Annotated in this window: 16 protein-coding genes, 6 tRNA genes and 2 pseudogenes; 10 read left to right on the top strand and 14 right to left on the bottom strand. The window is 40.8% G+C overall.

The genetic code is table 11. From position 1 onward, the window contains the following. Window positions 1–5 precede the first annotated feature (5 nt). From HBH39_RS09305 to HBH39_RS09245, 13 genes and pseudogenes are all read right to left on the bottom strand, one after another. On the bottom strand, window positions 6–701 hold the full coding sequence (locus tag HBH39_RS09305) for an electron transport complex subunit E (protein ID WP_167677633.1): 696 nt from the start codon (window positions 699–701) through the stop codon (window positions 6–8). Next, window positions 694–1,317 (bottom strand): electron transport complex subunit RsxG, encoded by a 624-nt coding sequence (gene rsxG, locus HBH39_RS09300; RefSeq protein WP_167680026.1) that lies wholly within the window; start codon window positions 1,315–1,317, stop codon window positions 694–696. The genes HBH39_RS09305 and rsxG overlap by 8 nt, the downstream gene beginning before the upstream one ends. Window positions 1,318–1,341: 24 nt before the next feature. Then, window positions 1,342–2,393: pseudogene (gene rsxD / locus HBH39_RS09295) on the bottom strand (electron transport complex subunit RsxD). Window positions 2,394–2,395: 2 nt separating this feature from the next. Beyond that, window positions 2,396–4,804: an electron transport complex subunit RsxC gene (rsxC, locus tag HBH39_RS09290; protein WP_167677631.1), complete on the bottom strand. Its 2,409-nt coding sequence runs from the start codon at window positions 4,802–4,804 to the stop codon at window positions 2,396–2,398. Continuing rightward, entirely contained in the window at window positions 4,798–5,379 is a 582-nt protein-coding gene (gene rsxB, locus HBH39_RS09285; protein WP_167680025.1) for an electron transport complex subunit RsxB, read from the bottom strand. The genes rsxC and rsxB overlap by 7 nt, the downstream gene beginning before the upstream one ends. A 2-nt stretch (window positions 5,380–5,381) precedes the next feature. After that, window positions 5,382–5,960: an electron transport complex subunit RsxA gene (gene rsxA, locus HBH39_RS09280; protein ID WP_167677629.1), complete on the bottom strand. Its 579-nt coding sequence runs from the start codon at window positions 5,958–5,960 to the stop codon at window positions 5,382–5,384. 154 nt (window positions 5,961–6,114) lie between these two features. Next, window positions 6,115–8,013 carry an EAL domain-containing protein gene (locus HBH39_RS09275; RefSeq protein ID WP_167677626.1) on the bottom strand — a complete coding sequence of 633 codons (1,899 nt, stop codon included), beginning with the start codon at window positions 8,011–8,013 and terminating at the stop codon, window positions 6,115–6,117. 309 nt (window positions 8,014–8,322) lie between these two features. Continuing rightward, window positions 8,323–8,398, bottom strand: a tRNA-Asn gene (locus HBH39_RS09270). Between the two features lie 30 nt (window positions 8,399–8,428). Next, window positions 8,429–8,504 (bottom strand) — tRNA-Asn (locus HBH39_RS09265). A gap of 30 nt (window positions 8,505–8,534) precedes the next feature. Next, window positions 8,535–8,610, bottom strand: a tRNA-Asn gene (locus HBH39_RS09260). A gap of 18 nt (window positions 8,611–8,628) precedes the next feature. Then, window positions 8,629–8,704: transfer RNA gene (locus HBH39_RS09255), tRNA-Asn, on the bottom strand. Between the two features lie 18 nt (window positions 8,705–8,722). Continuing rightward, window positions 8,723–8,798, bottom strand: a tRNA-Asn gene (locus tag HBH39_RS09250). Window positions 8,799–8,830: 32 nt separating this feature from the next. Continuing rightward, window positions 8,831–8,906 (bottom strand) — tRNA-Asn (locus tag HBH39_RS09245). A gap of 1,014 nt (window positions 8,907–9,920) precedes the next feature. Here HBH39_RS09245 and uvrB point away from each other — a divergent pair. Next, entirely contained in the window at window positions 9,921–11,954 is a 2,034-nt protein-coding gene (gene uvrB, locus HBH39_RS09240) for an excinuclease ABC subunit UvrB (protein ID WP_167677624.1), read from the top strand. A gap of 75 nt (window positions 11,955–12,029) precedes the next feature. On the opposite strand, the gene asnS is transcribed toward uvrB, so the two are convergent. Further along, a complete protein-coding gene (gene asnS / locus HBH39_RS09235; protein ID WP_167677622.1) occupies window positions 12,030–13,430 on the bottom strand; it encodes an asparagine--tRNA ligase in 1,401 nt (466 codons plus the stop codon). A 188-nt stretch (window positions 13,431–13,618) separates the two neighbouring features. On the opposite strand from asnS, the gene HBH39_RS09230 reads away from it, so the two are divergent. The 9 genes and pseudogenes from HBH39_RS09230 to HBH39_RS09190 all read left to right on the top strand — a co-directional run. After that, entirely contained in the window at window positions 13,619–13,954 is a 336-nt protein-coding gene (locus tag HBH39_RS09230) for a hypothetical protein (RefSeq protein ID WP_167677620.1), read from the top strand. A 312-nt stretch (window positions 13,955–14,266) separates the two neighbouring features. Then, window positions 14,267–16,444, top strand: coding sequence for a 4-alpha-glucanotransferase (malQ, locus tag HBH39_RS09225; RefSeq protein ID WP_167677618.1), 2,178 nt, complete (start codon window positions 14,267–14,269; stop codon window positions 16,442–16,444). Window positions 16,445–16,450: 6 nt separating this feature from the next. Continuing rightward, window positions 16,451–18,688, top strand: a complete 2,238-nt coding sequence (gene glgB, locus HBH39_RS09220) for a 1,4-alpha-glucan branching protein GlgB (RefSeq protein ID WP_167677616.1) — start codon at window positions 16,451–16,453, stop codon at window positions 18,686–18,688. A 31-nt stretch (window positions 18,689–18,719) separates the two neighbouring features. Next, window positions 18,720–20,828, top strand: coding sequence for a glycogen debranching protein GlgX (gene glgX, locus HBH39_RS09215; protein WP_208764208.1), 2,109 nt, complete (start codon window positions 18,720–18,722; stop codon window positions 20,826–20,828). A gap of 203 nt (window positions 20,829–21,031) precedes the next feature. Further along, entirely contained in the window at window positions 21,032–23,497 is a 2,466-nt protein-coding gene (locus HBH39_RS09210; protein ID WP_167680024.1) for a glycogen/starch/alpha-glucan phosphorylase, read from the top strand. Window positions 23,498–23,593: 96 nt separating this feature from the next. Beyond that, window positions 23,594–24,856, top strand: a complete 1,263-nt coding sequence (gene glgC, locus HBH39_RS09205) for a glucose-1-phosphate adenylyltransferase (RefSeq protein WP_167677612.1) — start codon at window positions 23,594–23,596, stop codon at window positions 24,854–24,856. Between the two features lie 9 nt (window positions 24,857–24,865). Further along, window positions 24,866–25,444, top strand: a complete 579-nt coding sequence (locus HBH39_RS09200; protein WP_167677610.1) for a glycogen/starch synthase — start codon at window positions 24,866–24,868, stop codon at window positions 25,442–25,444. Next, the gene (locus tag HBH39_RS09195; RefSeq protein WP_167677608.1) at window positions 25,419–26,336 is read left to right on the top strand and encodes a glycogen/starch synthase; all 918 of its coding nucleotides are present in this window, start codon (window positions 25,419–25,421) and stop codon (window positions 26,334–26,336) included. The genes HBH39_RS09200 and HBH39_RS09195 overlap by 26 nt, the downstream gene beginning before the upstream one ends. A gap of 16 nt (window positions 26,337–26,352) precedes the next feature. Continuing rightward, a pseudogene (locus tag HBH39_RS09190) lies at window positions 26,353–26,934 on the top strand (IS110 family transposase); the annotation flags it as partial.

Here is a 26,934-nt window from a genome sequence, read left to right as displayed (position 1 = left end):
CTGAACTAACTAACCTTGGTAATGCGGGCACGCGTTACAGCTACCATTTCTGCTTTAGGTTGACGTTGAGCTATTTGGCTATCGATAACATTTTTTAATGCTATCAGTAATCCCATCGCGATAAAGGCACCAGGAGGCAGCATCGCAAGCAAAAATGGACTGTCTACTTGCCAGATTTGAATTGTCAGTGATTTGGCCCAATCACCAAGTAATAAATCTGCACCATCAAATAAGCTTCCTTGACCTAATATTTCGCGAGTTGCCCCTAATACAATTAACACCGCAGTAAAACCTAACCCCATCATTAACCCATCAAATGCTGAGTGGGCAAGGGTATTGCGGGATGCAAATGCTTCTGCACGACCTATGATGACGCAGTTGGTGACAATTAAGGGTAAGAAAATCCCCAAAGATAAATACAATCCATAGGCATAAGCATTAACCAGCAATTGTACGCAGGTTACTAGGGCTGCAATAATCATGACAAATACCGGAATTCTGATCTCTTTAGGCACAAACTCGCGAACCAAAGACACCATCACATTTGAACCCACTAACACAACCAAGGTGGCTAAACCTAAGCCTAAGGCATTAGTGATGGTGGCGGTCACAGCCAACAAGGGACAAAGGCCAAGCAATTGCACTAAACCAGGATTATTTGACCACAAACCTTGTTTAGCAAGCTCTTGATATTTACTCATGAGGGACTCCACACTGACGACCGCCTTGGTATAAATCTTTGCGGTTTTGGTCAATAAACACTAAGCCATTACGAATGGCTTTGACATAGGCTCTAGGCGTAATAGTAGCTCCGGTAAATTGATCAAACTCACCGCCATCCTTTTTTACATGCCACGCTTGATTGTTTTTTTGCCAAACTTTATTGGTAAAAGATAGTACCCAGTCTGATTTTCTAAGATCAATTTTATCACCTAAGCCAGGGGTTTCTTGATGGGATAATGTTCGTATACCTAACACTTGGTTGTGGTTATCAACACCCATAATTAACTTGATCTCGCCGTTATATCCATCAGGTGCGATCATCTGGATGGCAATAGCCTTTGGTGCGCCATCTTTAATTGCAATATATGCTGACAAATCATCCTTACTGCCCAGTAACGTGGGCGAATTGATGGCTACGCAATTATCAACGAGTAAATTATCCTGATATTGCATGGGAATAACTTGGGTAAGCGTTTGGGTTAACTCGGCTAATTCTTGCTGGGCAATGGTATCTTTAGTCAAACCATTCACAATAGCCACTAAACCTGTACACAGCAAGGCGAATAAACCAAGTAAAGCACCGTTCTTCAACATTAAATTTTCAGTTTTCAAAGCACATTAGCTCCCAGACCTGTGGCCATAGGTACGCGGGCGTACATAATGATCAATAAATGGTGCGCACATGTTGGCAAGTAAAACAGCAAAGGCGACTGCATCAGGGTAACCGCCATAGGTGCGAATGACATATATCAGTACGCCAATCATAGCGCCAAAAAGTAATCGACCTTTTGGGCTTGTGGCTGCGGTAACCGGATCGGTGGCAATAAAAAATGCCGCTAACATGGTGCCGCCTGAAAATAAATGCATTAAAGGGCTTATATGGGTATCTGGGCTCATGATAAAACCGGCAGATGAGCAGATAAATAAGGCTAATAAAATGCCGCTACTGATATGCCAACGGATAACTTTTAACTTCAAAAGGGCAAGTCCACCGATAAGGTAAGCAAAGTTTACCCAAAACCAGCCTATGCCGCCAAAGCCAGAAAATATCGGCTTGTTTAAACTTTCGGTTGTGGTTAAACCCATTGATAAATCTGTTTTTAAAGTATCAAGTGGTGTAGCCATCGTTGTGCCATCAATGGCTAATTTATGCCATTGACTAAGGTTATCACTTGGTAATTGTAAAATAGCGTGTATCGCTGACATTAACTCAACGGGGTGCTGGGCAACAACTGCTGGCGCTACCCAATCGGTCATTTGAACGGGAAATGAAATTAATAATAAAACATAAGCAGCCATTGCAGGATTAAAGAGGTTGTTTCCTAGTCCACCATATAAATGTTTGACAATGATAATGGCAAATAAGGTGCCAATTACAATTAACCACCAAGGGGCTAAGGGGGGATGGCAACGGCCAATAAAGCCGCTGTGACTAAAGCGCTGTTATCGGCTAATGTCGCTTTTACCGGTCTTTTGCGTAGATATAGGAATGCAGATTCGGCTAAGTATGCTGTTGCAATGGCAATAACTAATTGAATTAGTGTCCCTAAACCAAAAAAGTAACTTTGCACCACAATGCCGGGGATTAAACACAAAGCGACTCGTTGCATCACTGTGGATGTTTGCAATGTAGCGCTTACATGTGGTGATGAGGCAATTTTAAATGCCATTATTAATCCTCTTTACTTAATTGTTGTGCCAATTTTTTAGCTTTAGCTTTTGCTACAGCGGCTGCAATTTTTGCTTTTTTTTCCATCTGCTCTGCTGTCTTAGGTGCAAGAGGAGCCTCTAGCTCAACTGACTCAGGCATTGTGTCGGTATTGAACTCTGATACTGTTTCCGGTGGATTATTTGGTGTTTCTTTCTGTTCAGTATCATTTTTTTGTTGTGCTTTTTTGGCCTTCGCTTTGGCGACAGCCGCAGCTATTTTTGCCTTTTTGGCATCGATTTCAGTCGTATTGTTAGTTTTAGAGTCAAGCTGTTTATCTGCTTGCTTAGGTACTGAACTAACCAAGATATCGCTATCTTGAGGAGAAGTTTGTTCCTGATTTTCTAACGCTTTTTTAGCTTTTGCTTTGGCTATTGCAGCAGCAACTCGTTGCTTTTTAAGATCATTCTGACTGATGACGCTTTCATTGGCCAATGTGTTATTCACTGCTAATGGATGACTTTCTTTGTTAGTATCTTTCGTTGCTGTTTGTGCGATAGACTCAGACTCATTACTTAAAGCTTGCTTAGCCGCTAAAGCGGCTTTTTTTGCCTTAGCTCTCGCTACCGCTGCAGCAATTTTATCTTGTTGTAAACTGGCTGTGTTGCTTAAATGTTCAGTGACATCTGTATTATCAGATGCTGTGATATGTTTGGACTGAATACTAACATCGTTCGCGGTTTCAACACTTGAATAGGATTGTTGAGCTTGCGCCGCCTTCTTGGCTTTAGCTCGTGCAATTGCTGCACTGACTGCAGATTTTTTATCAATTACTGAACTATTATCTGAAGATACTGGTTCTGTCACATTAGATGGTGTGTTTGAACTCGCTTGTGCAGCTGCTTTTTTGGCTGCAATTCTCGCCATAGCGGCAGCTACTGCGTCTTTATCAGTGGTTTTCATATTAGCTTGGCGTTTGGCAGCTGCTTCTTTCGCTTTCGCTTCACGAGCTAGCTTTTCATCTTCAAGACGTTTTAATCTTGCTTCAAATCGCTGTTTCGCTTTTTCTGCTTGTATTTTTTCCTCTGCTTCAATACGTAAAGCAGACTTAGCAACCCGATAATACTCAACTAATGGAATATCACTGGGACAAACGTAGCTGCAACAGCCGCATTCGATACAATCTTTAAGGTTAAAACTGGCTGCTTTATCATATTCTTGAGCTTTTGAGTGCCAAAATAATTGTTGTGGTAATAATAATGCCGGGCAGGCAACGGCACATTCACCGCAGCGAATACAGGATTTTTCTATTGCATCTGGACCGATTTCGTCAGCAGAAGGCGCTAATATACAGTTAGTACCTTTTAATATTGGTACATCAAGTTGTGTTATCGCATATCCCATCATAGGGCCACCAACAATAACCTTATGCTGGTCTTTTGCTTCAAAACATACCTGCTGAAGCGCTGCGGATATTGGTGTACCAATGGGTAACCAATAATTGCCGGGCTGTTTAATTTGATTACCCGTTAAGGTCACAACCCTTTCTATAAGTGGTTTTCCATTAATAACAGCATCTTGAATCGCGTATGCCGTCCCCACATTGTGAACCACAATGCCCAGCTGTGATGGCAGGCTACCGCTGGGGACTTCTTTACCTGTGATAATTTGGATTAATTGTTTTTCACCACCCGATGGGTATTTAGTTGGAATAACCGTCACCCGAGCAATACTTGCTAATTTAGAGTTGGTTTTGATTGCCTTTTCCATCGCCTTAGCGGCTTCTGGTTTATTGTCTTCTATGGCAATAATGATGCGTTCGGGGTTTAAAATTTGATGAATAATTTCAATGCCGTTTGTTATTTCAAGGCTATGATCTCGCATTAAACGATCATCTGAGGTGATATAAGGCTCACATTCAACCCCATTGATAATAACTAAATTAATCTCACTAGCGGTGTTTAATTTTATATGGCTTGGAAAGGCGGCGCCGCCCATTCCGGCTATACCTGCAGCTTTAATTTTGGCGATTATTTGTGATGTTGATAAAGACGATAGCTCGTCACTTGCTAATGGGCACCATAAATCTTGGCCATCGGCTTCAACAATACAACTTAATTGCGGCAGGCCTGAAGGGTGATTACTAGCAACTTCCTCAATGGCAATAATTTTGCCTGATGTGGGTGCATGTACAGGTAGATAAAGAAAACCACTACCTTCTGTTAATACTTGGCCTTTAAGCACATGTTGACCAACTGTAACCAGTAACCGAGCTTGTTCTCCGACTTGCGGTACAGGCACGATAAACTGCTGTGCAAGTGGTAAGCGCGCAATAGGCTGTTGATTTGAATATTGTTTGAGCTCTGGAGGGTGAATGCCACCGGGTGATTGCCAAAGCGTTCCTTTATCTAATTGTTCTAATAAAGTTAGCACGGCTTTTCCTCTTGGCTAGCGGAAGTCACAACATTGACTGGAATGGCATTTAGTTTCCAATTCCAATTTTTTAACGTGGTTTCAACGGGCAGCATATCAATACAATCTACAGGGCAGGGTTCAACACACAAATCACATCCGGTGCAGTCTTTAGTGATAACGGTATGCATGAGTTTGCCCGCACCGACAATGGCGTCTACCGGACAAGCTTGGATGCATTTGGTGCAACCAATGCATTCTTCTTCTCTGATATAAGCCACTTTTTTTACAGTATCTTGGACTTCTGCATTCAATGGTTCAGGATCAACCCCCATCAATTCTGCCAATTTTTCCATTGTCGCAGTGCCACCTGGCGGGCATTTATTAACTTTATCGCCATTGGCAATTGCTTCAGCATAGGGACGACAGCCGGGGTAACCGCATTGTCCACACTGAGTTTGTGGCAGTAATGCCTCAACTTGATCTATGATTGGATTGCCTTCAACTTTAAATTTGTCGGCAGCAAATCCTAAAATAATACCAAAAATAACTGCAAGAATAGTTAAGATGGCAACCGCAATAGCAATACTAGACATCATTATTTCACTAGCCCCGCAAAGCCCATAAAGGCTAAAGACATCAAGCCTGCGGTGATCATGGCAATCGCTCCCCCTTTAAATGGAACTGGTACATCAGCCGCCGCAAGTCTTTCACGCATAGCTGAGAATAAAATAAGCACCAATGAGAAACCTACAGCAGCACCAAAACCATAAACGGCAGATTCGATGAAATTATGGTCTTCATTCACGTTAAGTAATGCCACACCTAATACTGCGCAGTTGGTGGTAATTAAAGGCAGGTAAATACCTAATGCACGATGTAAAGCAGCACTGGTTTTTTGAACGAGCATTTCAGTGAACTGCACAACTACTGCAATCACTAGAATAAAACTCATTGTTCGTAAATAAGTTAATTCAAATGGCTGCAAGATAAACTCATTGGTTAAATAGCTCAGTATTGAGGCTAAGGTCAATACAAAGGTAGTAGCCATGGACATACCAATAGCCGAAGCCAATTTACTCGAAACACCCATAAAAGGGCACAAGCCTAGAAATTTGACCAATACAAAGTTATTAACCAGTACAGTACCAATCAGTAATAATAGATAGTCTGTCATTTTGTTAAATAGGTTACTTAAATAATTGCTTATTATCTAAGTTTTGCGACCCAGAAACAACGGATAAAAAATAAGGTTAACGAGATTATCGTTAACCTTGTAAGTTTTTTGTTCAATTAGTTTGCCATTAACCTATAAGCACAGCTCAAATTGACTATTTAGTGACAGTGACAACTTCTGGCTGAGCAATATAGTAACCTTGTAAACCATCGACTAATAGCTTTTCAAGAGTGAGTTTTTCATCTTGGCGCTCAACACCCGTGGCGATAACTCGAATGCCAATCCTTCTTGCAATATCAACAATCATTCTAACAAAAAATTTATTATTGTTGTCTTGCTCAATCGCATCGCTGTAACTACTATCAAGTTTGATGAAATCAGGTCTAACTTCACGGAAAAATTTAAATGAAGTGAAACCAAGGCCGAAACGCTCTACCGCCACTTTGGAGCCGACTTTGTGTACTTCAGATACAAATTGATAGCTAGCCGCTAAATTGGCTTGCATACCGGCTTCATTGATTTCAAATATGAGTCTTGAGGCTACTTGCTTGTGATGAGACAAAATATCTTTTAACCAAAAAACAAACACATCTTGTAATGCGGAGGTTGCACTAATATTGACGCCAAAACCACCTTGTAAGGTTGGGTTTTCACTGAGTAATTTAATTGTGTTAATCACAATCATTTTATCGAGCTCTACACTCAAGCCGTGACGTTCTGACATCGCAATCACTGTGGATGTGGGTAAATGTTTGCCTTCACTATTGTAAAAACGCGCTAATAGCTCTCGGTAAACTTCGGTATCGTGATTACAAGGTTGAATGGGTTGATTGAAAAACTTCAAACTACGACGATTGATTAAGTCATTAATTGTCACTTTCCAGTGATCATCACCAAATTTATCATTGCCATTGAACTTTTCAAGCATGTGGTAACGATTAGGTCCAAGGGTTTGTGCGATACTAACCGCCGCATCCGCCATGGCCATTAAGGTGCTAGGATCACTTTTGGTTTCATAGGGCACCATACCTATGTGTCCTGCCGAATCAAATTGACTAATTTGTGTGTATTCATCAAATTGGTTTTTGATTTTTTCTAGAAACTTTTCACCTTCTTTTAAGGTGATACCATCAATGAAAATGGCAAAATCGCCACTGGATACGCGAAATATTTCTACTTGACCAGCTTGACGACTTGCTTTGCGAATACAAGTTGCCAGATTTGATAGGTAATCATCACCGGCAGCCCGACCATGAAGCTGATTGATGTTGGCAAGCTCAGATGCTTTTACTACCACAAGCACACCAAAAAGATGCTTTTCTGAGTTGGTAATTTTTTCCAAATAAGCATTGAAGCGTTGACGAGTTGAAAATAGCGTAATGGGATCTTGAAAAGCTGCTTTTGTTAATTGATCATTCTCCAAACGAATAACTTCAAGATTTTGTTTTAATTGTGAACGGCAGTTTTCTAAGGCTTTTCCGAGTGGTTTTAATGAGCCTTTAAATCTTGATGTTTCTATGGCCTGAAAAGATAGAGTACCGATATTGTCTATATATTGTGCGGCATAGTTAATACGACGACGGTGCATCACCATTAATAATGCGAAAATCAACATCAACAATAAATAAGCCCCAATGAGTAATCGTGCTACCGTTTCGAGTTCTTTAAAGTTGGTGTTGATAACTGAGCTGGCATCAAGGCGAACTTGCAAACGTCCTTCTGGGAATTGTTGAATATGGCCAAGATCGATGTTGAAGAGTTTGTCGGCAAAAATTTGTTGTTTTCTTGCTAGAGAGCCATAAGAGAAATTATGTTCACTGTCAGTTTGGTGAATATATTGGAAAAATTGAAATGAGTAATGTTTTCTCAGAGTATTAAAAAGGTCTTCACCATCACCTGTCCAATGACTATACCGTGCTAAATCTTCAGTAAATTGTTTACGAGCGGCTTCACCTTGAATCTGCACTTCATTGTTTTCAATCGTGTAGATTTGAAATAATAATAAGCCAAATATAACAAAGAGTATGATTTGAAAGGATTTTGATAAGCCCATAATATATCCATTTTATTAAGGTTTAAATGCAATTAATTCAGCTTGCTCGGTTGGATATGAGCGCTGCGACTACATATCCTAAAATGTCGATTCAAATCCGTTGATTATAGTCATTATCCGGCTTGCTGTGTTATAGGTCGAAATTAATAACTAAAATATTTTTAATTAAAATCACTATTTTAAACTCTAAAGGAGCCTAACAGATAATATCTTGAAAAATCACTAGCCGAATTGACTATATTTTAGCAGTTTTAATAATTTTTGCTGGATATATGAAAGAGATAACCCAGATAGGGTGACGAGAGATTGTGGCTCCCCAGACTGGACTTGAACCAGTGACATACGGATTAACAGTCCGCCGTTCTACCGACTGAACTACTGGGGAATCGAACTACTATAATTGTAGCTATTTAGATGGCTCCCCAGACTGGACTTGAACCAGTGACATACGGATTAACAGTCCGCCGTTCTACCGACTGAACTACTGGGGAATCGATACTAAATATTAATACATGTTTTGATGGCTCCCCAGACTGGACTTGAACCAGTGACATACGGATTAACAGTCCGCCGTTCTACCGACTGAACTACTGGGGAATTGATCAAAATGTTAAGTGGCTCCCCAGACTGGACTTGAACCAGTGACATACGGATTAACAGTCCGCCGTTCTACCGACTGAACTACTGGGGAATACTTAAATTTATTATATGGCTCCCCAGACTGGACTTGAACCAGTGACATACGGATTAACAGTCCGCCGTTCTACCGACTGAACTACTGGGGAATATATAATAATGCTTCAACTTAACCTTGCTATGGCTCCCCAGACTGGACTTGAACCAGTGACATACGGATTAACAGTCCGCCGTTCTACCGACTGAACTACTGGGGAATCGTTTAGCAATGTATTGCTGAGAACGGAGCGCATAGTAAAACGCTCTGTAGCATGAGTCAACTCGAGTTATAAAAAAAATTGAAATAATCTTGTTAATTGCTCATGTAATGCGCATCGTGCGCGACATTTCAGCATTAATCACAAATTTTGTTCAATTAAACATGAGTCATCGGTTTGCAAAAGATTAAATCATTCCATGACATAGCTTTAGCAATAGCCATTTTGAGGCGTAATAAATGTCAAGATGCTATGGATGTGGCTAAATCCTTTGATGACATACCTATCTCATCAGTGTCACAAATTTATTGCCCGCTATGAATGAAGCTGTTTTGAGCGAATTTTCTCACCTTATGCAAGGTCTGATAAATCTGATTGTGGGTTGGCATTAGTTCATCATTATCTGTGTCGAAAGGTGGCGAATTTACGTTTACCGTAAAGGCTGCTGTCAATCAATCTGGTACTTTATTAATAGAAAATTTTAGTTTTTATGTTGGGGAGACTTACAAATGTAATAAACTTTCATCTAGTCTCGATGACAGTTTCATGACATCACCATGACAGCAATCCCGCATGATGACTGGCGTTGAGTGACTTATCCACTAAATCTGTGGATAAGCTTGTGGGTTACTATGGCTTTTGGCTTGCAAACACTGATTAAGCCTAGCTTGAACTTAAAATGGCATATTTATTTAGCACTAACTTATGTATTTGATATATAGGTTATTTTAAAATGCAAGTGCTTTTTATATTCTACCAAAGCTTAACGTTGCAAAAATGTAATGAGTTTCACGACGATGTTGTGTATTAAATTCAAAAAATCAACCATATTTAGGCGATATCTTATGCAATTAAGCCATTGTAAGAATGTGTTTGTTTGTTTCAAATTATATTTGTCATATTGTGATTATTGATCTTAAAAACAAATTTAAATAGATCATGTCCTTGGTTTACTAGTCTATAAATTTGAATTTGGTTATGATGTCAGGCTAGATATTTTATGAGTGAGTGCTTGTGTCAGAACCTATTTTTCGTCTTGAATCGCAATTTGCACCAGCAGGTGATCAACCCACGGCCATTAAACAACTAGTTGAAGGAATAGATAATGGTATTGCGAGTCAAACTCTCCTTGGGGTAACAGGCTCTGGAAAAACCTATACCATTGCAAATGTTATTCAAGCAACGGGCCGGCCGACCATTATCATGGCGCCCAATAAAACATTAGCAGCACAACTCTACGGCGAGATGAAAGAGTTCTTTCCGCATAATGCAGTTGAATATTTTGTTTCTTATTATGATTACTATCAACCTGAAGCCTACGTGCCTGCATCAAATACTTTTATCGAGAAAGACGCTTCAGTTAATGCCCACATTGAACAAATGCGCTTATCAGCAACTAAAGCCTTATTAGAAAGAAGGGACGTGGTATTAATTGCCTCGGTGTCAGCTATTTATGGGTTGGGTGATCCTGATTCATACATGAAAATGCTACTGCATCTTCGTCAAGGCGATTTTATGGGGCAGCGTGATATTTTAATTCGATTAAGTGAGTTGCAATATACTCGTAATGATATCGAACTACAGCGAGGCACTTATCGCGTTCGAGGTGAAGTCATTGATATTTTCCCGGCTGAATCTGAGCGTGAGGCAATTAGAATTGAGCTATTTGATGACGAAATTGAACGCTTGAGTGAGTTTGACCCATTAACGGGGCAAATTAATAAGCGGATAGCACGAACCACCATTTACCCCAAAACACACTATGTTACCCCAAGAGAAAAGGTATTAGCGGCGACCGAAGAAATTAAGCAAGAGCTAAGAGAAAGGCGTCAGTTTTTGCTTGATAATAACAAGCTGATTGAGGCACAACGAATTACTGAGCGTGTCCAATATGATGTCGAGATGATGGTTGAACTTGGCTATTGCTCGGGCATTGAAAACTATTCACGTTATTTATCCGGTAGGGCGCAAGGCGAAGGCCCACCAACCTTACTGGATTATTTGCCAGCAGATGGTTTACTTATCATTGATGAATCCCATGTCACAGTGCCGCAAATTGGCGCCATGTACAAGGGCGATCGCAGCCGCAAAACCACCTTGGTTGAATACGGTTTTCGTTTACCTTCGGCATTAGATAATCGGCCATTGAAGTTTGAAGAATTTGAAAACTTGATGCCGCAAACCATTTTTGTGTCAGCAACACCCAGCCAATATGAATTAGATAAAAGTGACGGCGAAATTGCAGAGCAGGTGGTTAGACCCACAGGTTTGCTTGATCCTGTACTTGAAGTACGGCCGGTTTCGATTCAGGTAGACGACTTATTATCGGAAATTCATAAACGGGTACAAGTTAATGAGCGGGTATTAGTTACCACGTTAACCAAACGCATGTCAGAAGATTTGACTGACTATTTAGATGAACATGGCGTTAAGGTGCGTTATCTGCACTCGGACATAGATACGGTTGAACGCATGGAGATCATTCGCGATCTGCGCTTAGGACACTTTGATGTCTTAGTGGGCATCAACCTACTACGTGAAGGTTTAGACATGCCAGAGGTGTCTTTAGTGTGTATTTTAGATGCCGATAAAGAAGGTTTTTTACGCTCAGAGCGATCATTAATACAAACCATAGGTCGTGCAGCTCGAAACGTGAACGGTAAAGTGATTTTGTATGCAGACAGGATCACTAATTCAATGGCAAAAGCGATAGGAGAAACGGATCGTCGCCGCGAGAAACAAAGGTTACATAATGAAAAGTACGGCATTGTGCCTAAAGGTGTGGTGAAGCGCATTACCGATGTGATGGATGTTGGCGAAAGCAAGCAAGGCAGCCGAACATCTAACAAGGGTTATCAACAATCGGCACAACAAAGTAAAGTTGATGAGTCAAAGGCGCATTATGTAAGTGTGAGTGAGTTAAGTCATCAAATTGATCGGTTAGAAAAGCAGATGCATGAGCATGCTAAAAACCTAGAGTTTGAGCAAGCCGCAGCATTACGGGATGAAGTAAAGCATTTACGAGAGCAAATCATTGCAATTTCATAGACATTGATTAATAAAAAACGCGCTAAATTAGCGCGTTTTTTAGGGGCAATTTAGCTTGCAATTCTGCTTAATTGATTAGAAATTAGCAGAGCGTGGCGCGCGCGGGAATGGGATCACATCACGAATGTTGCTAACACCAGTCACATAAGAAACCAAACGCTCAAAACCTAAACCAAAACCTGCGTGGGGGACTGTGCCATAACGGCGTAAATCACGATACCACCAGTAATCTTCTTGGCTTAAATTCATTTCAGCTAAACGTGCGTCAAGTACGTCTAAACGCTCTTCACGTTGAGCACCACCGATGATCTCACCGATACCTGGCGCAAGTACGTCCATAGCAGCAACTGTCTTACCATCGTCGTTTAAGCGCATATAGAAAGCTTTAATGTCTTTCGGATAGTTTTTTACAACGACAGGAGCTTTGAAATGTTCTTCTGCTAAATAACGCTCATGCTCTGATTGTAAGTCAATGCCCCATTCAACTGGGAACTCAAAAGACTTACCACAGGTTTTTAAGATTTCAACTGCGTCAGTGTAATCAACTTGCGCAAAGTCACTGCTAACAAATGACTGCAAACGTTCAATTACGGTTTTATCAACACGTTGAGCAAAGAAAGTTAAGTCATCCATACGCTCAGCAAGTACGGCATTAAAGCAATATTTCAGCATATCTTCAGCCAGTTTTGCTGCATCATTTAAATCCGCAAAGGCGACTTCCGGTTCTACCATCCAAAACTCTGCAAGGTGGCGAGTGGTGTTAGAGTTTTCAGCGCGGAAGGTTGGCCCAAATGTATATACCTTTGATAATGCACACGCATAAGTTTCTGCGTTTAACTGGCCAGAGACGGTTAAGAAAGACTCTTTACCAAAGAAGTCTTTGTCGTAGTCAACTTTACCCGCATCGGTTAGCGGTAGGTTTTCCATATCTAAAGTCGATACACGGAACATTTCTCCCGCGCCTTCACAGTCTGAAGCAGTAATAAGCGGGGTTGATACCCAGATAAAACCTTGCTCGTTATAAAAACGATGAATAGCTTGTGATAAACAGTTACGTACACGGGCAACCGCACCAATAATATTGGTGCGTGGACGTAAATGTGCTAGTTCACGTAAATGCTCAATTGAATGACGTTTGGCTGCCATAGGATAGGTGTCTGGATCATCAACCATACCTGTTACATTGATAGCATTAACTTGTAACTCGAATGCTTGTCCGGCACCAGGAGATTCAACAACTTCGCCTGTCATTTCAACAGAACAGCCTGCGGTTAGTTTTAAAACTTCCTGTTCATAATTTTCTAGGCTATTTGGTACAACACCTTGAATAGGATCAAAACAAGAACCGTCATACACGGCTAAAAAAGAAATACCCGCTTTAGAATCGCGACGGGTTCTTACCCAGCCTTGGACGGTGACTGATGAACCAACGGCGTGTTCACCTTTAAATACTGAAGCGACAGATGCAATGCTCATTGTTGCTTTTTTCTCCAACACAAAATAGTAATATAAAATTGTGTTTATCTTACCTTTATGGTGGCTTTTCTCAAGCTGAAAACGCTATTCTAACGAGATAATTGTTATACTTTTATCTAATTAGATTAAATAGGCTTTAATTCGCACTCGTTTAGTGCTGTTAAGTTTATTCTTCAAGGGAATAATTAATGAATAAAATTGGCGTACTTCAAATCATATTAACGATTTTATCCTTGTTAGGTTGGAGTCTTGCGATATATGCTTTATTGATTTTCGGTGAAGCCCGACCAGACAGAGCTGTAGGCTATTTTTTATCACAAGGGGTTGAAGTTCGTCTTTATTGGGACCCTGAATTAACGGTGAGATTGGAATACATTATTTGGTCTTGTGCCGCTATCAGCTTTATGAATTTAGCCGTTAACTTTTATGCTAAAACGACTGCAAGGATTGGTTATTGGTTCAATATTCCATTGTTGTTATTAGTGTCTTTATCTGCAGGACTCTATATTCGCTACGTTATTTAATCATGAGTAGTAGTTGTTCTTTAATGGACACGAATCGCTATATTTTCTTCAAAATTTCTTGCCTCATTTTCGCCCTAAATCAGCTACAAAATGCACCAGTTTAGCAATCAGTGAACTATTTTGGTGCGCGAGTCATTATTAAAAAAATTAATTAAACGTATGTTTTAAAAAAGCTTTTAAATTTTAAGTTGTTAATTCATCAACATTTTCTGTTGTCACTTTTCTGCCATATAACTGTCGTCTCGTTGTTATATTCAACTGGCATGGTAACTGCTGCTTATTAACCAGTAGTTTATATTGTGGGGAACAAATATGGGGCTGGAGAAGTTACTATATTTGCAAGGCGTAGGTTCAGAGTTTATCGATTGCTTCGGTCAGTTAGTTCATATTCCGTCTAAGGATAGACTTGGAATATTAACGTCTATGCGAGCAAGTACATCTTTAATAGGTCTTTCTGAGCAACAACTTTGTCAGCTCAATGATTTACAAGTGCATAATCAAGTTAATGATGCGATTTATCAATTAGATGTACAACCTTGGTTATTACCATTGCACGGTTTTCAATGGTGTCTAAATCGTTTGCCCCATATTGATGTGTATTTACCTGAGGCCGATCCAAGCCAATTAGCATTTGAAATTTTTCAAGAAAATCAATTTATTGATAATTTTACTGCAACAGTCGCTCAGGCGAACATCGTCGGTGAATATTATTATGACGGCATTCGCTATTGTCAGTATCGTTTTGCTGTAGCTAACCCATTATTAATGGGTTATTACCAAGTCAAACTGACTATTACCTTTCAACGAAATTTTAAGGTTTATCGCGGTACTCTGATGGTGAGTCCCGATAAAACATTTTCGATTGATAAAGATGTTCAAATAAAAAAACGCTGGGGGCTTAATGCTCAGCTTTATGCGTTACGTTCTGACAAGCAATGGGGAATGGGCGATTTTGGTGATTTAGCTGATTTGATTGAGTTTGCGTCTGGGTATGGCGCTGATTTTATTCTGTTAAACCCATTACATGCGCTTGATATTAGTCAACCCGATAACCCAAGTCCTTATAGCCCTACCGATAGACGGCGGATAAATCCACTGTATATTCATATTGAATCAGTAACAGAATATTCAGCTATTCAAGCACAAATTGAATCAACGCCGTGGTTACAAAAGCGAGCGTTACTCAATCAATCCAGCCTGATTAATTATCAAGATGTTCAATGTGTAAAATATGACATATTTGCACTTTTGTATGAAATATTTTGCCAGAAACACGTCAACACCAATAGTAAGCGATATCAGGACTTTTTAACGTATATCGAGAAAGACAAAGTTGCATTGGAACAGTTTGTTGCCACAGAAGTAAGACTGGCATCAAAATATTTCAATCATGAAAAAAACTTCTATCTCTATTTACAGTTCATTGCTAACGAGCAATTTGTTCAATCCCAATTAACGGCAAAGCAATGCGGTATGCAGCTCGGACTGATAGGAGATTTAGCCGTTGGCGCGGTCAGTCATGGTGCTGAAATAAGTCAAAATGAAGAAGTGTTTTGTATCAATGCTAGTATCGGTGCTCCGCCAGATCCCTTTGCCGAGCAAGGTCAAAACTGGGGACTTGCGCCATTGGATCCGGTCAAGCTTAAGCAGCAAAATTTTACTCATTTTATCCAATTAATTCGCAGTAATATGCAACATTGTGGTGCGTTACGCATTGACCATGTGATGGGGTTACTGCGTTTGTGGTGGTGGCCAGCTAATCGACAATTAGGTAATGGCAGTTATGTTTATTACCCGGTTGAAACCCTAATCGCCATTATATGTCTTGAAAGTCATTTAGCACGTTGTGTTGTTATTGGTGAAGATTTAGGCATAGTGCCGCCAGAAATTGTCTCGAGCCTTGAAAATGCTGGCATTTTGTCTAATGAATTATTCTATTTTACTAAGCAACACGAGGGTTTTACCTCACCACAAGATTACAAATCTCAATGTTTAATGATGTTAGCTAATCACGATGTACCTACGCTTAAAGCGTGGTGGTTAGGTGATGATTTACTTTTGCGAAGGCAACTACAGCTTATCGACTCAGAGCAGAAGTTAACTGATTTACTCACTCTGAGACAAAATGAAAAACGTCAATTAGTGAGTTTGCTAGGTCAATATTTTGAGCAATACGCACAACAAAGCTCGCTAGATGAGATTGAGTTTGAACCACTGTTATTGGCCTGGATTGCATTAGGCGCTTCAGGAGAGTCGCAATTATTCAGTGTGCAGTTGAGCGATTTAGTCGCAGATAAACACAGTGTCAATATTCCTGGTACATGGAAAGAATATCCTAATTGGCAACAACGTTTGCCTATTACTATTGGCCAAATGCAAATAAGCCCACAAATTAATCAACGTTTAGCCGTTATTGCTGAAACCAGATTACATGGCCTCAATCAAGATTTGCTGGCCTGTCAACCCGATAACCCATCTAAAAACGGATAAATTGATATGAATGTAGCCAATCCATATTTTAGCCAAGGTAGCGATATTGCACTGTTAAACGGTGAGTATTCAGATATTTTCTCGTTATTAGGCATGCACAGTATTAATGATGGTAAAGCACTGATTGTTAGATGCTATTTACCAAATGCACTCGCAGTTGATGTGATAAGTGTTAAAGATGGTCGCAAAGTAGCCAGTCTTGAAATGGCCAACGAGCAAGGTCTATTTGCTGGCAAGATGGGGCGCAGAGTTAAGCCATTCAACTATGTGTTAAGGGTGCAATATCCATTGTGTCAGCTAGATATTGACGACCCGTATCAGTATTCAAGCCCTTTAAATGACCAAGATGTATATCTGTTTAATGAAGGAAGTCAGTTACAAGCTTACGCGTTTCAAGGTGCAAATTGGCTTAAACATCACAATAAGGAGGGCGTTCATTTTTGTGTCTGGGCGCCCAATGCACAATCTGTTGCCTTGATAGGTGATTTAAATCATTGGGATCGTAGACGTCATATCATGCGTAAGCATCCAGCGAGTGGTTTATGGGATATTTTTATTACAGATGTTGAAGCCGGACAGCATTATAAATTTGCCATAAAAAATAGTCAGGGTGACAGTGTGATTAAGTCGGACCCTTATGCGGTTTGTATGCAGCCATCACCAGATAACGCTTCAAAAATCCCACCGAAACAAGTCTACCAATGGCAAGATAGTCAGTGGTTGAGCAAAAGAAAAACACTAACATCTCATGATAAACCCATGTCGATTTATGAGGTTCAGTTGGCGTCATGGCGTCGAACAGGGGATGATGGCCAAAGTTATACCGACTATCAGCAACTGATTGCTGAGCTAGTGCCATATACCAAAGAAATGGGTTTTACCCATTTACAATTGATGCCCATCAGTGAATATCCCTTTGATGGCTCATGGGGGTATCAACCAGTAGGTCTTTATGCACCCACATATCGTTTTGGTGATGCAAATGGCTTAAAAGCTTTCATTGATGCCTGTCATCAACAGGATATTGCGGTATTACTTGATTGGGTACCAGCACATTTTCCTAAAGATCCCCATGGGTTAGTGCAATTTGACGGGACTCATTTGTATGAACATCAAGACCCGCGCAAAGGTGAGCATCCAGACTGGGATACCTTAATTTATAACTTTGATCGCGCTGAAGTGCGCAGCTTTTTATTAAGCAATGCCCATTATTGGTTAGCTGAATTTCATTTTGATGGCTTACGACTAGATGCTGTGTCTTCAATGCTATATCTCGATTACAGTCGTGAGCATGGGCAATGGCTACCTAATCAATATGGCGGCCGAGAAAATCTTGAAGCCATCAGCTTTTTACAAGAACTTAATGCACGGATGTATCAATGTTTTCCGGGCATTAACATGATTGCAGAAGAATCAACTGCATGGCCCGGAGTGACGCAATCAACGGATAATAAAGGCTTAGGTTTTGGGTACAAATGGAACATGGGTTGGATGAACGACAGCTTAGCTTATCTAAGTTGTGATCCCTTGTTTCGTCGTTATCACCATGGCGAACTGACTTTTAGCCTTGTATATGCTTTTACTGAGCAGTTCATATTATCGTTAAGTCATGATGAAGTTGTTCATGGTAAAGGCTCGTTACTGCACAAAATAACTGGTGATGATTGGCAAAAGTTCGCCACTTTACGAGCCTACTACGGCTATATGTGGTCGCATCCCGGTAAGAAACTCTTGTTTATGGGGAACGAGTTTGCTCAGCGAAATGAGTGGAATCACAACCAATCTTTAGACTGGCACCTATTAGAGTATGCACCGCACCAAGGGGTGCAAGATTGGGTAAGAGATCTTAATCAAATTTATAGCCAACACCCTGCGTTGTATGAGCTTGATAATCATTATGAAGGTTTTCAATGGTTAGATTGTGACAATGCTGACGCAAATGTTTTGGTGTATTGCCGCTTTGCAAAAGACAAGCAACAGCATCTGGTTGTGATCGTTAATATGTCTCCTGAGGTCTATCACCACTTTAGGGTTGGTGTACCCGAGAAGACGGAATATAGCGAATATTTAAGCAGTGATCATCGCCACTATGGTGGTAGCGGCGTGGTTAATAGCGAGCCACAGTTGGCTGAATCAATAGCTTGGCAAAGCATGCCACACAGCATTGTTGTGACCGTGCCTCCCTTAGGTTGTTCAATCTGGGGCATAGCAGAAACACTTGATGCACAAGAATTGGCTAAGTAGCGTAAAAGAGGCGATGGATGAGGGCATGTTTATGCGAATGACTCGAGGTTATCCATACCCGTTAGGGGCAACCATTGATGAGCAAGGTGTTAATTTTTCTTTGTTTTCAGCTAATGCGACTAAAGTTGTGCTGTGTATATTTGACCCAACAGGCAAAACAGAAATTGCGCAATACATAATGCAAGCTAGCACTCGGCAGATCTGGCACTGTCATTTAGCGGGTGCTCAAGCTGGTCTACTTTATGGTTATCGGGTATTTGGTCCTTATCAACCACAATTAGGTCATAGATTTAATCATCACAAGTTATTGCTAGATCCTTACGCTAAAAAGCTTGTCGGTAAATTGATTTATCACAGTGCGCTATATGGTTATGACATAGATTCAACTGAAGAAGACTTGTCATTTGATACTCAAGATAGCGCGCCCTATTTACCAAAGTGCCAAGTGATCGATCCGGCTTTTGCTAAAGGTATTCCAATTGAGCCGTTATCTATCCCACTTGAACGCAGCATAGTTTTTGAAACCCACGTAAAAGGCTTTACCCAACAAAATAGCGACATTGCCGAACACCTCAGAGGAACGTTTGCAGGTTTTGCATCAAAGCCTGTGCTTGATTATTTGCAACACCTAGGCATTACCAGTGTTGAGCTATTACCGGTACACGCTTTTTTCGATGAACCCTTTTTAATTGAAAAAAAGCTTAATAATTACTGGGGCTATAACAGTATTGGTTTTATGACACCCCATAGCGCGTATTTGTCAGGTGAAACGGATTTTGAAAAAGATGTCGCAGAGTTTAGGCAGATGGTGTCAAGCCTACACAGCGTTGGGATTGAGGTTATTTTAGATGTGGTGTTTAACCATACAGCAGAAGGTAATCACCTTGGACAAACCTTAAGCTTCAGAGGTATAGATAACGCCAGTTATTACCGCTTATTACCCAATGAAAAGCGCTTTAACATTAATGATACTGGCTGTGGCAACACCTTTAACCTGAACCATCCTCAAGTGTTGATGTTAGTCATGGATTCGCTGCGCTACTGGGTTGAAGTAATGGGCGTTGATGGATTCAGGTTTGACTTGGCCAGTTGTTTAGGCCGTGAAGCCTATGGTTTTGATCCTGGTAGTGGTTTTTTTGATGCGATCACCCAAGACCCAGTGTTATGTACGGTGAAATTAATCGCTGAGCCTTGGGATATTGGTCCGGGAGGCTATCAATTAGGTAATTATCCGGTTGCATTTAGTGAGTGGAACGATAGATACCGTGACACAATGCGCCGGTTTTGGCGTGGCGACACTGGATTATTACCAGAGTTTGCCAAGCGCTTTCATGGTTCGAGTGATTTCTTTGAACACAATGGCCGTGGTCCTGGAGCCAGTATAAATTTTATCACCAGTCATGATGGTTTTAGCCTGCATGATTTAGTGACATATACCGACAGACATAATCTTGCCAATGGTGAAGATAATCGTGATGGTCACCAAGAAAATTGTAGCCACAATTACGGCATCGAGGGCGAATGTGACGACCCACAAATAAACGCAATTCGTCAGCGACAAAAGCGCAATTTACTGACCTGCTTAATGCTGTCTCAAGGCGTGCCTATGTTGTTGGCAGGCGATGAGTCAAGCCAAACTCAGCGCGGCAACAACAACGCTTATTGTCAAGATAACCCCATAGGTTGGTTCGATTGGCAAAATATTGATTGGGATCTCGTCAATTTTACTGCGCAACTTATTCGTTTGCGGAAGAAGTTTCCTATTTTATGCCACCAAGCCTTTATTCATAAACCAGAAGCCTTATTTGATAACGGCTTAGCTTGGTTTAGTCGTCAAGGTGAACCCATGACAAAATCTTTATGGGGCGAATATCAAACACGCACTTTAAGTGTCATTTTAACCGGAAATTTAGCAGAGGCAGATGGCGCCGCAACTGAGAATACGGCTGCATTATTGCTGATGATCAATGCTGACGATAAAGCCAATGAATTTACCTTCCCGAAAATCGCTCACTTACAACACTGGCATTGCTTGCTACATACCCAAACCGTCGAACCTGTATTGCAAGCGGGTCAGCCTATTCGCTTAATTAGTCACAGTTTAATGTTATTTCATACCGAATTTACGAGGAGTCTTTAATGACAACCACTAATGAAAAAAACAGCCGACAAAAGGCCGCAGCTGACAGTAAGTCAAACAAAGAGACGAAAACTGCTAAAACGACCAAATCCACAGCAGCTAAATCTGCAAATAAGCAGACTAAAACTAGCGCAGATGCGAAAAGCAGTAAATCCACTAAAGTTGCTAAAGCACCTAAGGCAAGCAAAACGGATAGCCTTGCCATGCAACAAGCTGACAAACAGTTAAGCCCTATTATGAAAGGTGAAGGACCTTGCGATCCTTGCGACAGTTTGCCAGCCTTGTTTGCGCGTCATATTCGTTATGGTTTATGTCGAGGAGAGCAAGATAAGCATGAACTGTTTAATGCTACCGCTTTAAGCGTTAAAGAGCAGATGCTAGATAACTGGCGTCAAACAAGACTTAATGACAACAGCTATCAGCAAAAACAAATTGCCTATTTATCGCTTGAGTTTTTAATGGGTAGGACGCTTGGTAATGCATTGTTAAACCTGAATTTAGCCGATGAAACTCGAACAATACTGAATCAATATGCAACCGAGTTAGAATCGATTGAAGAGTTAGAAAACGATGCCGGCTTGGGCAATGGCGGTTTAGGGCGTTTAGCCGCCTGCTTTTTAGATAGCTGCGCCAGTTTAGATTTATCGGTTACAGGTTATGGTATTCGTTATCAATATGGCATGTTTGTGCAAAAAATTGTTGATGGTTATCAAGTTGAACAACCCGATCGCTGGTTACGTTTTGGCAATCCGTGGGAAGTACGTTTACCGCATCGTATTGTCACAGTTCCATTTTTTGGCCATACCGAAACTTATGTCGACAAAGACGGCAAGCGACAGCATGTTTGGAAAGACACCAAAAATGTATTAGCTGTTCCTTACGACATGCCCATTCCTGGTTTTAATAATGGCCGCATTAACACCTTGCGTTTATGGAAAGCCGAAGCAAATGATGAGTTCGATTTAGCTGAATTTAATGACGGTGATTATGCGGAAGCCGTGGCAACTAAAAACCTTGCTGAACAAATTACCATGGTGCTTTACCCTAATGATGCCAGTGTTAATGGCAAAGAATTACGTCTTAGACAGCAATATTTCTTATCGTCAGCCAGTTTGCAAGATTTACTCAATCGCTATGTCAGCCATCATGGTGAAGACTTTAGCCAGTTTAGTGCAAAAAATGTCATGCAATTAAATGACACGCATCCCAGTATTGCTGTGCCTGAGCTCATGCGTTTACTGATGGATAAATATGGCTTGGGTTGGGATAAGGCGTGGGATATCACCAGCCAATGTATGGCTTACACCAACCATACTTTATTACCAGAGGCATTAGAGCGCTGGCCATTAGCCATGATGCAAAACATGTTACCGCGGATCGTCGAAATCATTTTTGAAATCAATGCTCGATATTTAGAGTTAGTGGCTCATCATTGGCCGGGTGATATTCAAAAGTTACGCGATATGTCAATTATTGAAGAAAGCCCACAACAGCAAATACGCATGGCGTATTTAGCCATAGTTGCCAGTTTTTCAGTTAATGGTGTGGCAGGTTTGCATACTAAGTTATTAAAAAGTGGTTTGTTCAATGACTTCTATCAACTATGGCCTGAAAAATTCAATAACAAAACCAATGGTGTTACCCCAAGACGTTGGTTGGCCTATTGTAATCCGAAGTTATCTTCACTTATCACTCGGCGGTTAGGTGATGAGTGGGTGACTGACCTTACTAAACTTGCTGCTTTGAATGCTTTTACCAGTGATAAAGCCTTTGTAAATGAGTGGGCTGAAATCAAACTGGCGAACAAACAAGCCTTAGCTGCGTTTGTTAAACAGCAATGTCAGGTTGAGTTTGACCCTAAAATGATGTTTGACGTACAAGTAAAACGTATTCATGAATATAAGCGTCAATTACTGAATATTCTCCATGTTATCCATTTATATCGCCGGATTTTAAATGGTGATACTCAGGGGATGGTACCGCGTTGCGTATTGATTGGCGGTAAAGCTGCACCGGGTTATGCCATGGCAAAGCAAATTATTAAATTGGCCAACAATGTTGCTCATATGGTCAATTCTGATCCGCAAGTGACGCCTTATTTACGCATGGCGTTTTTACCTAATTACAACGTGAGTGCCATGGAAAAAATCTGCCCAGGTACTGACTTGTCAGAGCAAATCTCGACAGCAGGTAAAGAGGCCTCTGGCACGGGCAACATGAAGTTTATGATGAATGGCGCATTAACTATTGGTACGTTAGATGGTGCGAATATTGAAATGTTAGAGGAAGTCGGCGAAGACAACTTCTTCTTATTTGGCTTAAATGCCGAGCAAGTTAGCCAAACTAAATCACACTACAATCCACAGCAAATCATCAATCAATCAGCAGCCTTAACCGGGGTAATGGACATGCTAAGTAGCGGTCATTTTAACCTAGTGGAGCCAGGCATATTTGACCATATTATTGCCTCCATTAAAGAGCCCCATGATCAATGGATGACAGCGGCTGATTTTGACAGTTATCGCTTGGCACAAGAAGCGGTTGCTGCAACCTATTTAAATCAAGAAAAATGGCAAAAAATCAGCATCAGAAATACTGCCTGCAGTGGTAGGTTTTCAAGTGACAACACAATAGCTGGCTACCGCGACGAAATTTGGATGAAAAAATAACGACATGGATGTGTTGCATCCAACCTAAATACTTAGCGTGTCGTGTTAATTGCTTGTTTATATAACTCAATGATGGGTTTATTGGAGTCAAAACTTATGAGTAACGTTCGATATATTAGTAATTTAACTCGGGATACTTATGCCATTATTCTTGCTGGTGGACGTGGGTCAAGGTTATATGAGTTGACGGATTGGCGTGCCAAGCCTGCATTATATTTTGGGGGTAAATTTAGAATTATTGATTTTCCATTATCCAACTGTATTAACTCGGGGATCCGCCGTGTTGGTGTGGTTACTCAGTACAAGTCTCACTCCCTTATTCGTCATGTTACTCGTGGTTGGGGCCACTTTAAAAAGGAATTAGGTGAGTCAGTTGAGATTTTACCTGCATCACAACAAACTTCAGGTAATTGGTATGAAGGAACTGCTGATGCCGTATTTCAAAATATTGATATTATTCGCCACGAAATCCCTAAATATGTGATGATTTTATCTGGTGATCATGTTTATCGTATGGATTATGCGGGCTTACTGGCTGCGCATGCGGAATCCGGTGCCGACATGACGGTTTGTTGTCTTGAAACTCCAGTAGCAGAGGCTGCTGGAGCATTTGGGGTGATGGAAGTTGATGAAAATAATCGTGTTATAGGTTTTGAAGAAAAACCAGCTAATCCGAAAACCGTGCCGGGTAACTCTGAAAACTGTTTAGCTTCAATGGGCAACTACGTGTTCAATACTAAGTTTCTTTTTGATCAATTAAAAAAAGATGCCAATAATGAACACTCAGACCGTGATTTTGGTAAAGATATTATCCCATCAATAATTAAAGATGCTAACGTATTTGCCTACCCATTCACCAGTGCCGTACCAGATCAACCTGCCTATTGGCGTGATGTGGGTACCTTAGACTCTTTCTTTCAAGCCAATATGGAACTACTTTCGCCAACTCCGGCATTGAACCTATACGATGCTAAGTGGCCAATTTGGACGTATCAGGAGCAATTACCTCCAGCTAAGTTTGTTTTTGATGATGAAGATAGACGAGGAATGGCTGTCGATTCGATTGTTTCTGGAGGCTGTATTATTTCTGGCGCAAAAGTTAAACGCAGTGTGCTGTTTGATGAAGTCAGAGTGTGTTCATACTCGTCTGTCAAAGATTCAGTTTTACTGCCCGATGTGGTGGTGCTGAAAAACTGTAAAATTCAAAATTCGATTATTGATCGCGGCTGCATTATTCCCGAAGGTATGATTATTGGTTACAACCAAGATCAAGATAGAGCTCGTGGTTTTAGGGTGTCAGAAAAAGGCGTTACGTTAGTGACCCGCAAAATGTTGGGTTTAGCTGTCGGTTATGAATAAGGAATAAAAATGAGCCAACAAGGTCATAAACGGGTGTTATTAGTGGCGGCAGAAAACGATGCCCTCAAAGGTGCAAAAGTCGGCGGAATGGCTGATGTTATCCGTGATTTACCACCAGCTTTAAGTGAGGTAGGCGTTATTGCTGATGTCGCTATGCCCAATTATGGCTTTTTGGCTCAGCAATACCATGCCAAGTACTTGACTGAAGTTGCGATACACTTTGCTGGTAAAGCTGAAAAAGTGATTATCTATGTGATGCGTCGACCAGAAGCTAAGCATCAATTTAGCGGTCATGATCAGATAACCTCATCTGATCCATTAATATATTTATTTGAACATCCCTATTTTAATCATCAGGGGCAAGTTTACTGTAATGGCTCGCCAGACAGACCATTTGCACAAGATGCGACAAAATTTGCTTTGTTTTCGTTAAGTGTCGCAACGGCACTTAAGAATAATTTGCTCAATCATTATGATGTAATGCATCTTCATGATTGGCACGCGGCTATGGTGGCCATGCTACGAAGTTGTGTCACAGAGTTTAGCGCTTTGCAAAATATGTATGCCTTGTATTTTTACCATCCATAACTTGGCTTTACAGGGGATCAGACCTTATTCAGGTGATGAGTCATCATTTTGTCATTGGTTTCCACAATATGTATCAACGCTATTGCCAATCGCAAATACTAGTGTGTTTGATCCAAGATACACTAATTGTATCAATCCGATGCGGATGGGAGTTGTACTGAGTGATAAAGTACATCTTGTGTCAACCACTTACGCTGAAGAAGTGTTAAAAAGTTCTGATTATCAAAAAGGATTTTTTGGTGGAGAAGGGCTTGAAGCTGATTTAAAAGCCAAGGCAGAAATGGGCTGCGTTATTGGCATTATTAATGGCTGTATGTATGAAAATATGCCAAAAATTGAATCTGAACAACCCAAGATATCCTCTGTTGATTTGTTGGTGGATGCTGAAAATGCGCTGCTAGCTTGGCAGGCAAAAACGGATGTGGTGTCAGCAGTAGATAGCATTGCATTAAGTCGTATCAATCAATGTAAATGGCAACTTATACAGCAACAACATAACCAGTCATCGTCTGATGCAAGCACCACCAATCATTGCTGGCCGTTTTTAATGACTTCAGTTGGAAGATTAACCGAGCAAAAAGTGCTTATTTTATTGCAACATTTACCAGATGATGTAGAACCTGCACTCTCTGGTAAATCGGTTTTGGAAGGCTTGTTAATCATATTGGCCCGTCAACAGCCACAAGGGATATTTATTTTACTGGGCAGTGGCGACAAGCACATAGCCAAAGCTGTGCAGTCTATTGCTGCCAAATACAGTAACTTTTTATTTGTTAATGGTTATGATGAGACATTATCGAATACGCTTTATCGCCAAGGCGATTTATTTTTAATGCCAAGTTCGTTTGAACGTAAGCAATGGGATGGACTCCTCCTCAACTTGAATTGTTGACCTTTTTTTGGTCAATATGATGAGTTACCAATATTCAAATCAGGAGAAGCCCATGAGTCAGATCACTAGAGTCGGTGTTGATATTGCAAAGTCTGTTTTTCATGTCCACGCAGTTGATAGATTTGGAGAACGGCAGTGGAAAGGTAAATACTCTCGAACCAAGTGGCTGAATGCCATCACAGACAAAGTGCCTCAAGGTGCAGAAGTTGCGATGGAAGCGTGTGGTTCGTCGCACTATTGGGGAAGAGAGTTACAAAAACGGGGTTATAAAGTCAAAATTATACATGCTCAGTTTGTTAAGCCTTATGTAAAGAGCAATAAGAATGATGCGATTGACGCAGAGGCAATTTGCGAAGCCATGAGCCGCCCGAACATGCGATTTGTATGTGTAAAATCAAATCGGCAACAAGACATTCAGTCTATGCATCGGATCAGGGATAAACTGATGGTGCAAAAATCCTCCAAAGCAAATCAAATACGTGGTTTGGTCAGTGAATATGGATTGGTTGCGCCAGTAGGTATCAATAAGCTGAGAGAAGCGATCCCTCTTTGGCTTGAAGATGTCGAAAATGGTTTGTCAGCACTATTTCGTTCGTCT

The organism is Shewanella aestuarii (assembly GCF_011765625.1).
Lineage (GTDB): Bacteria > Pseudomonadota > Gammaproteobacteria > Enterobacterales > Shewanellaceae > Shewanella > Shewanella aestuarii_A.
The sequence above is the reverse complement of the archived record's forward strand: the minus strand, read 5'-3'. Positions and strand labels throughout refer to the sequence as shown.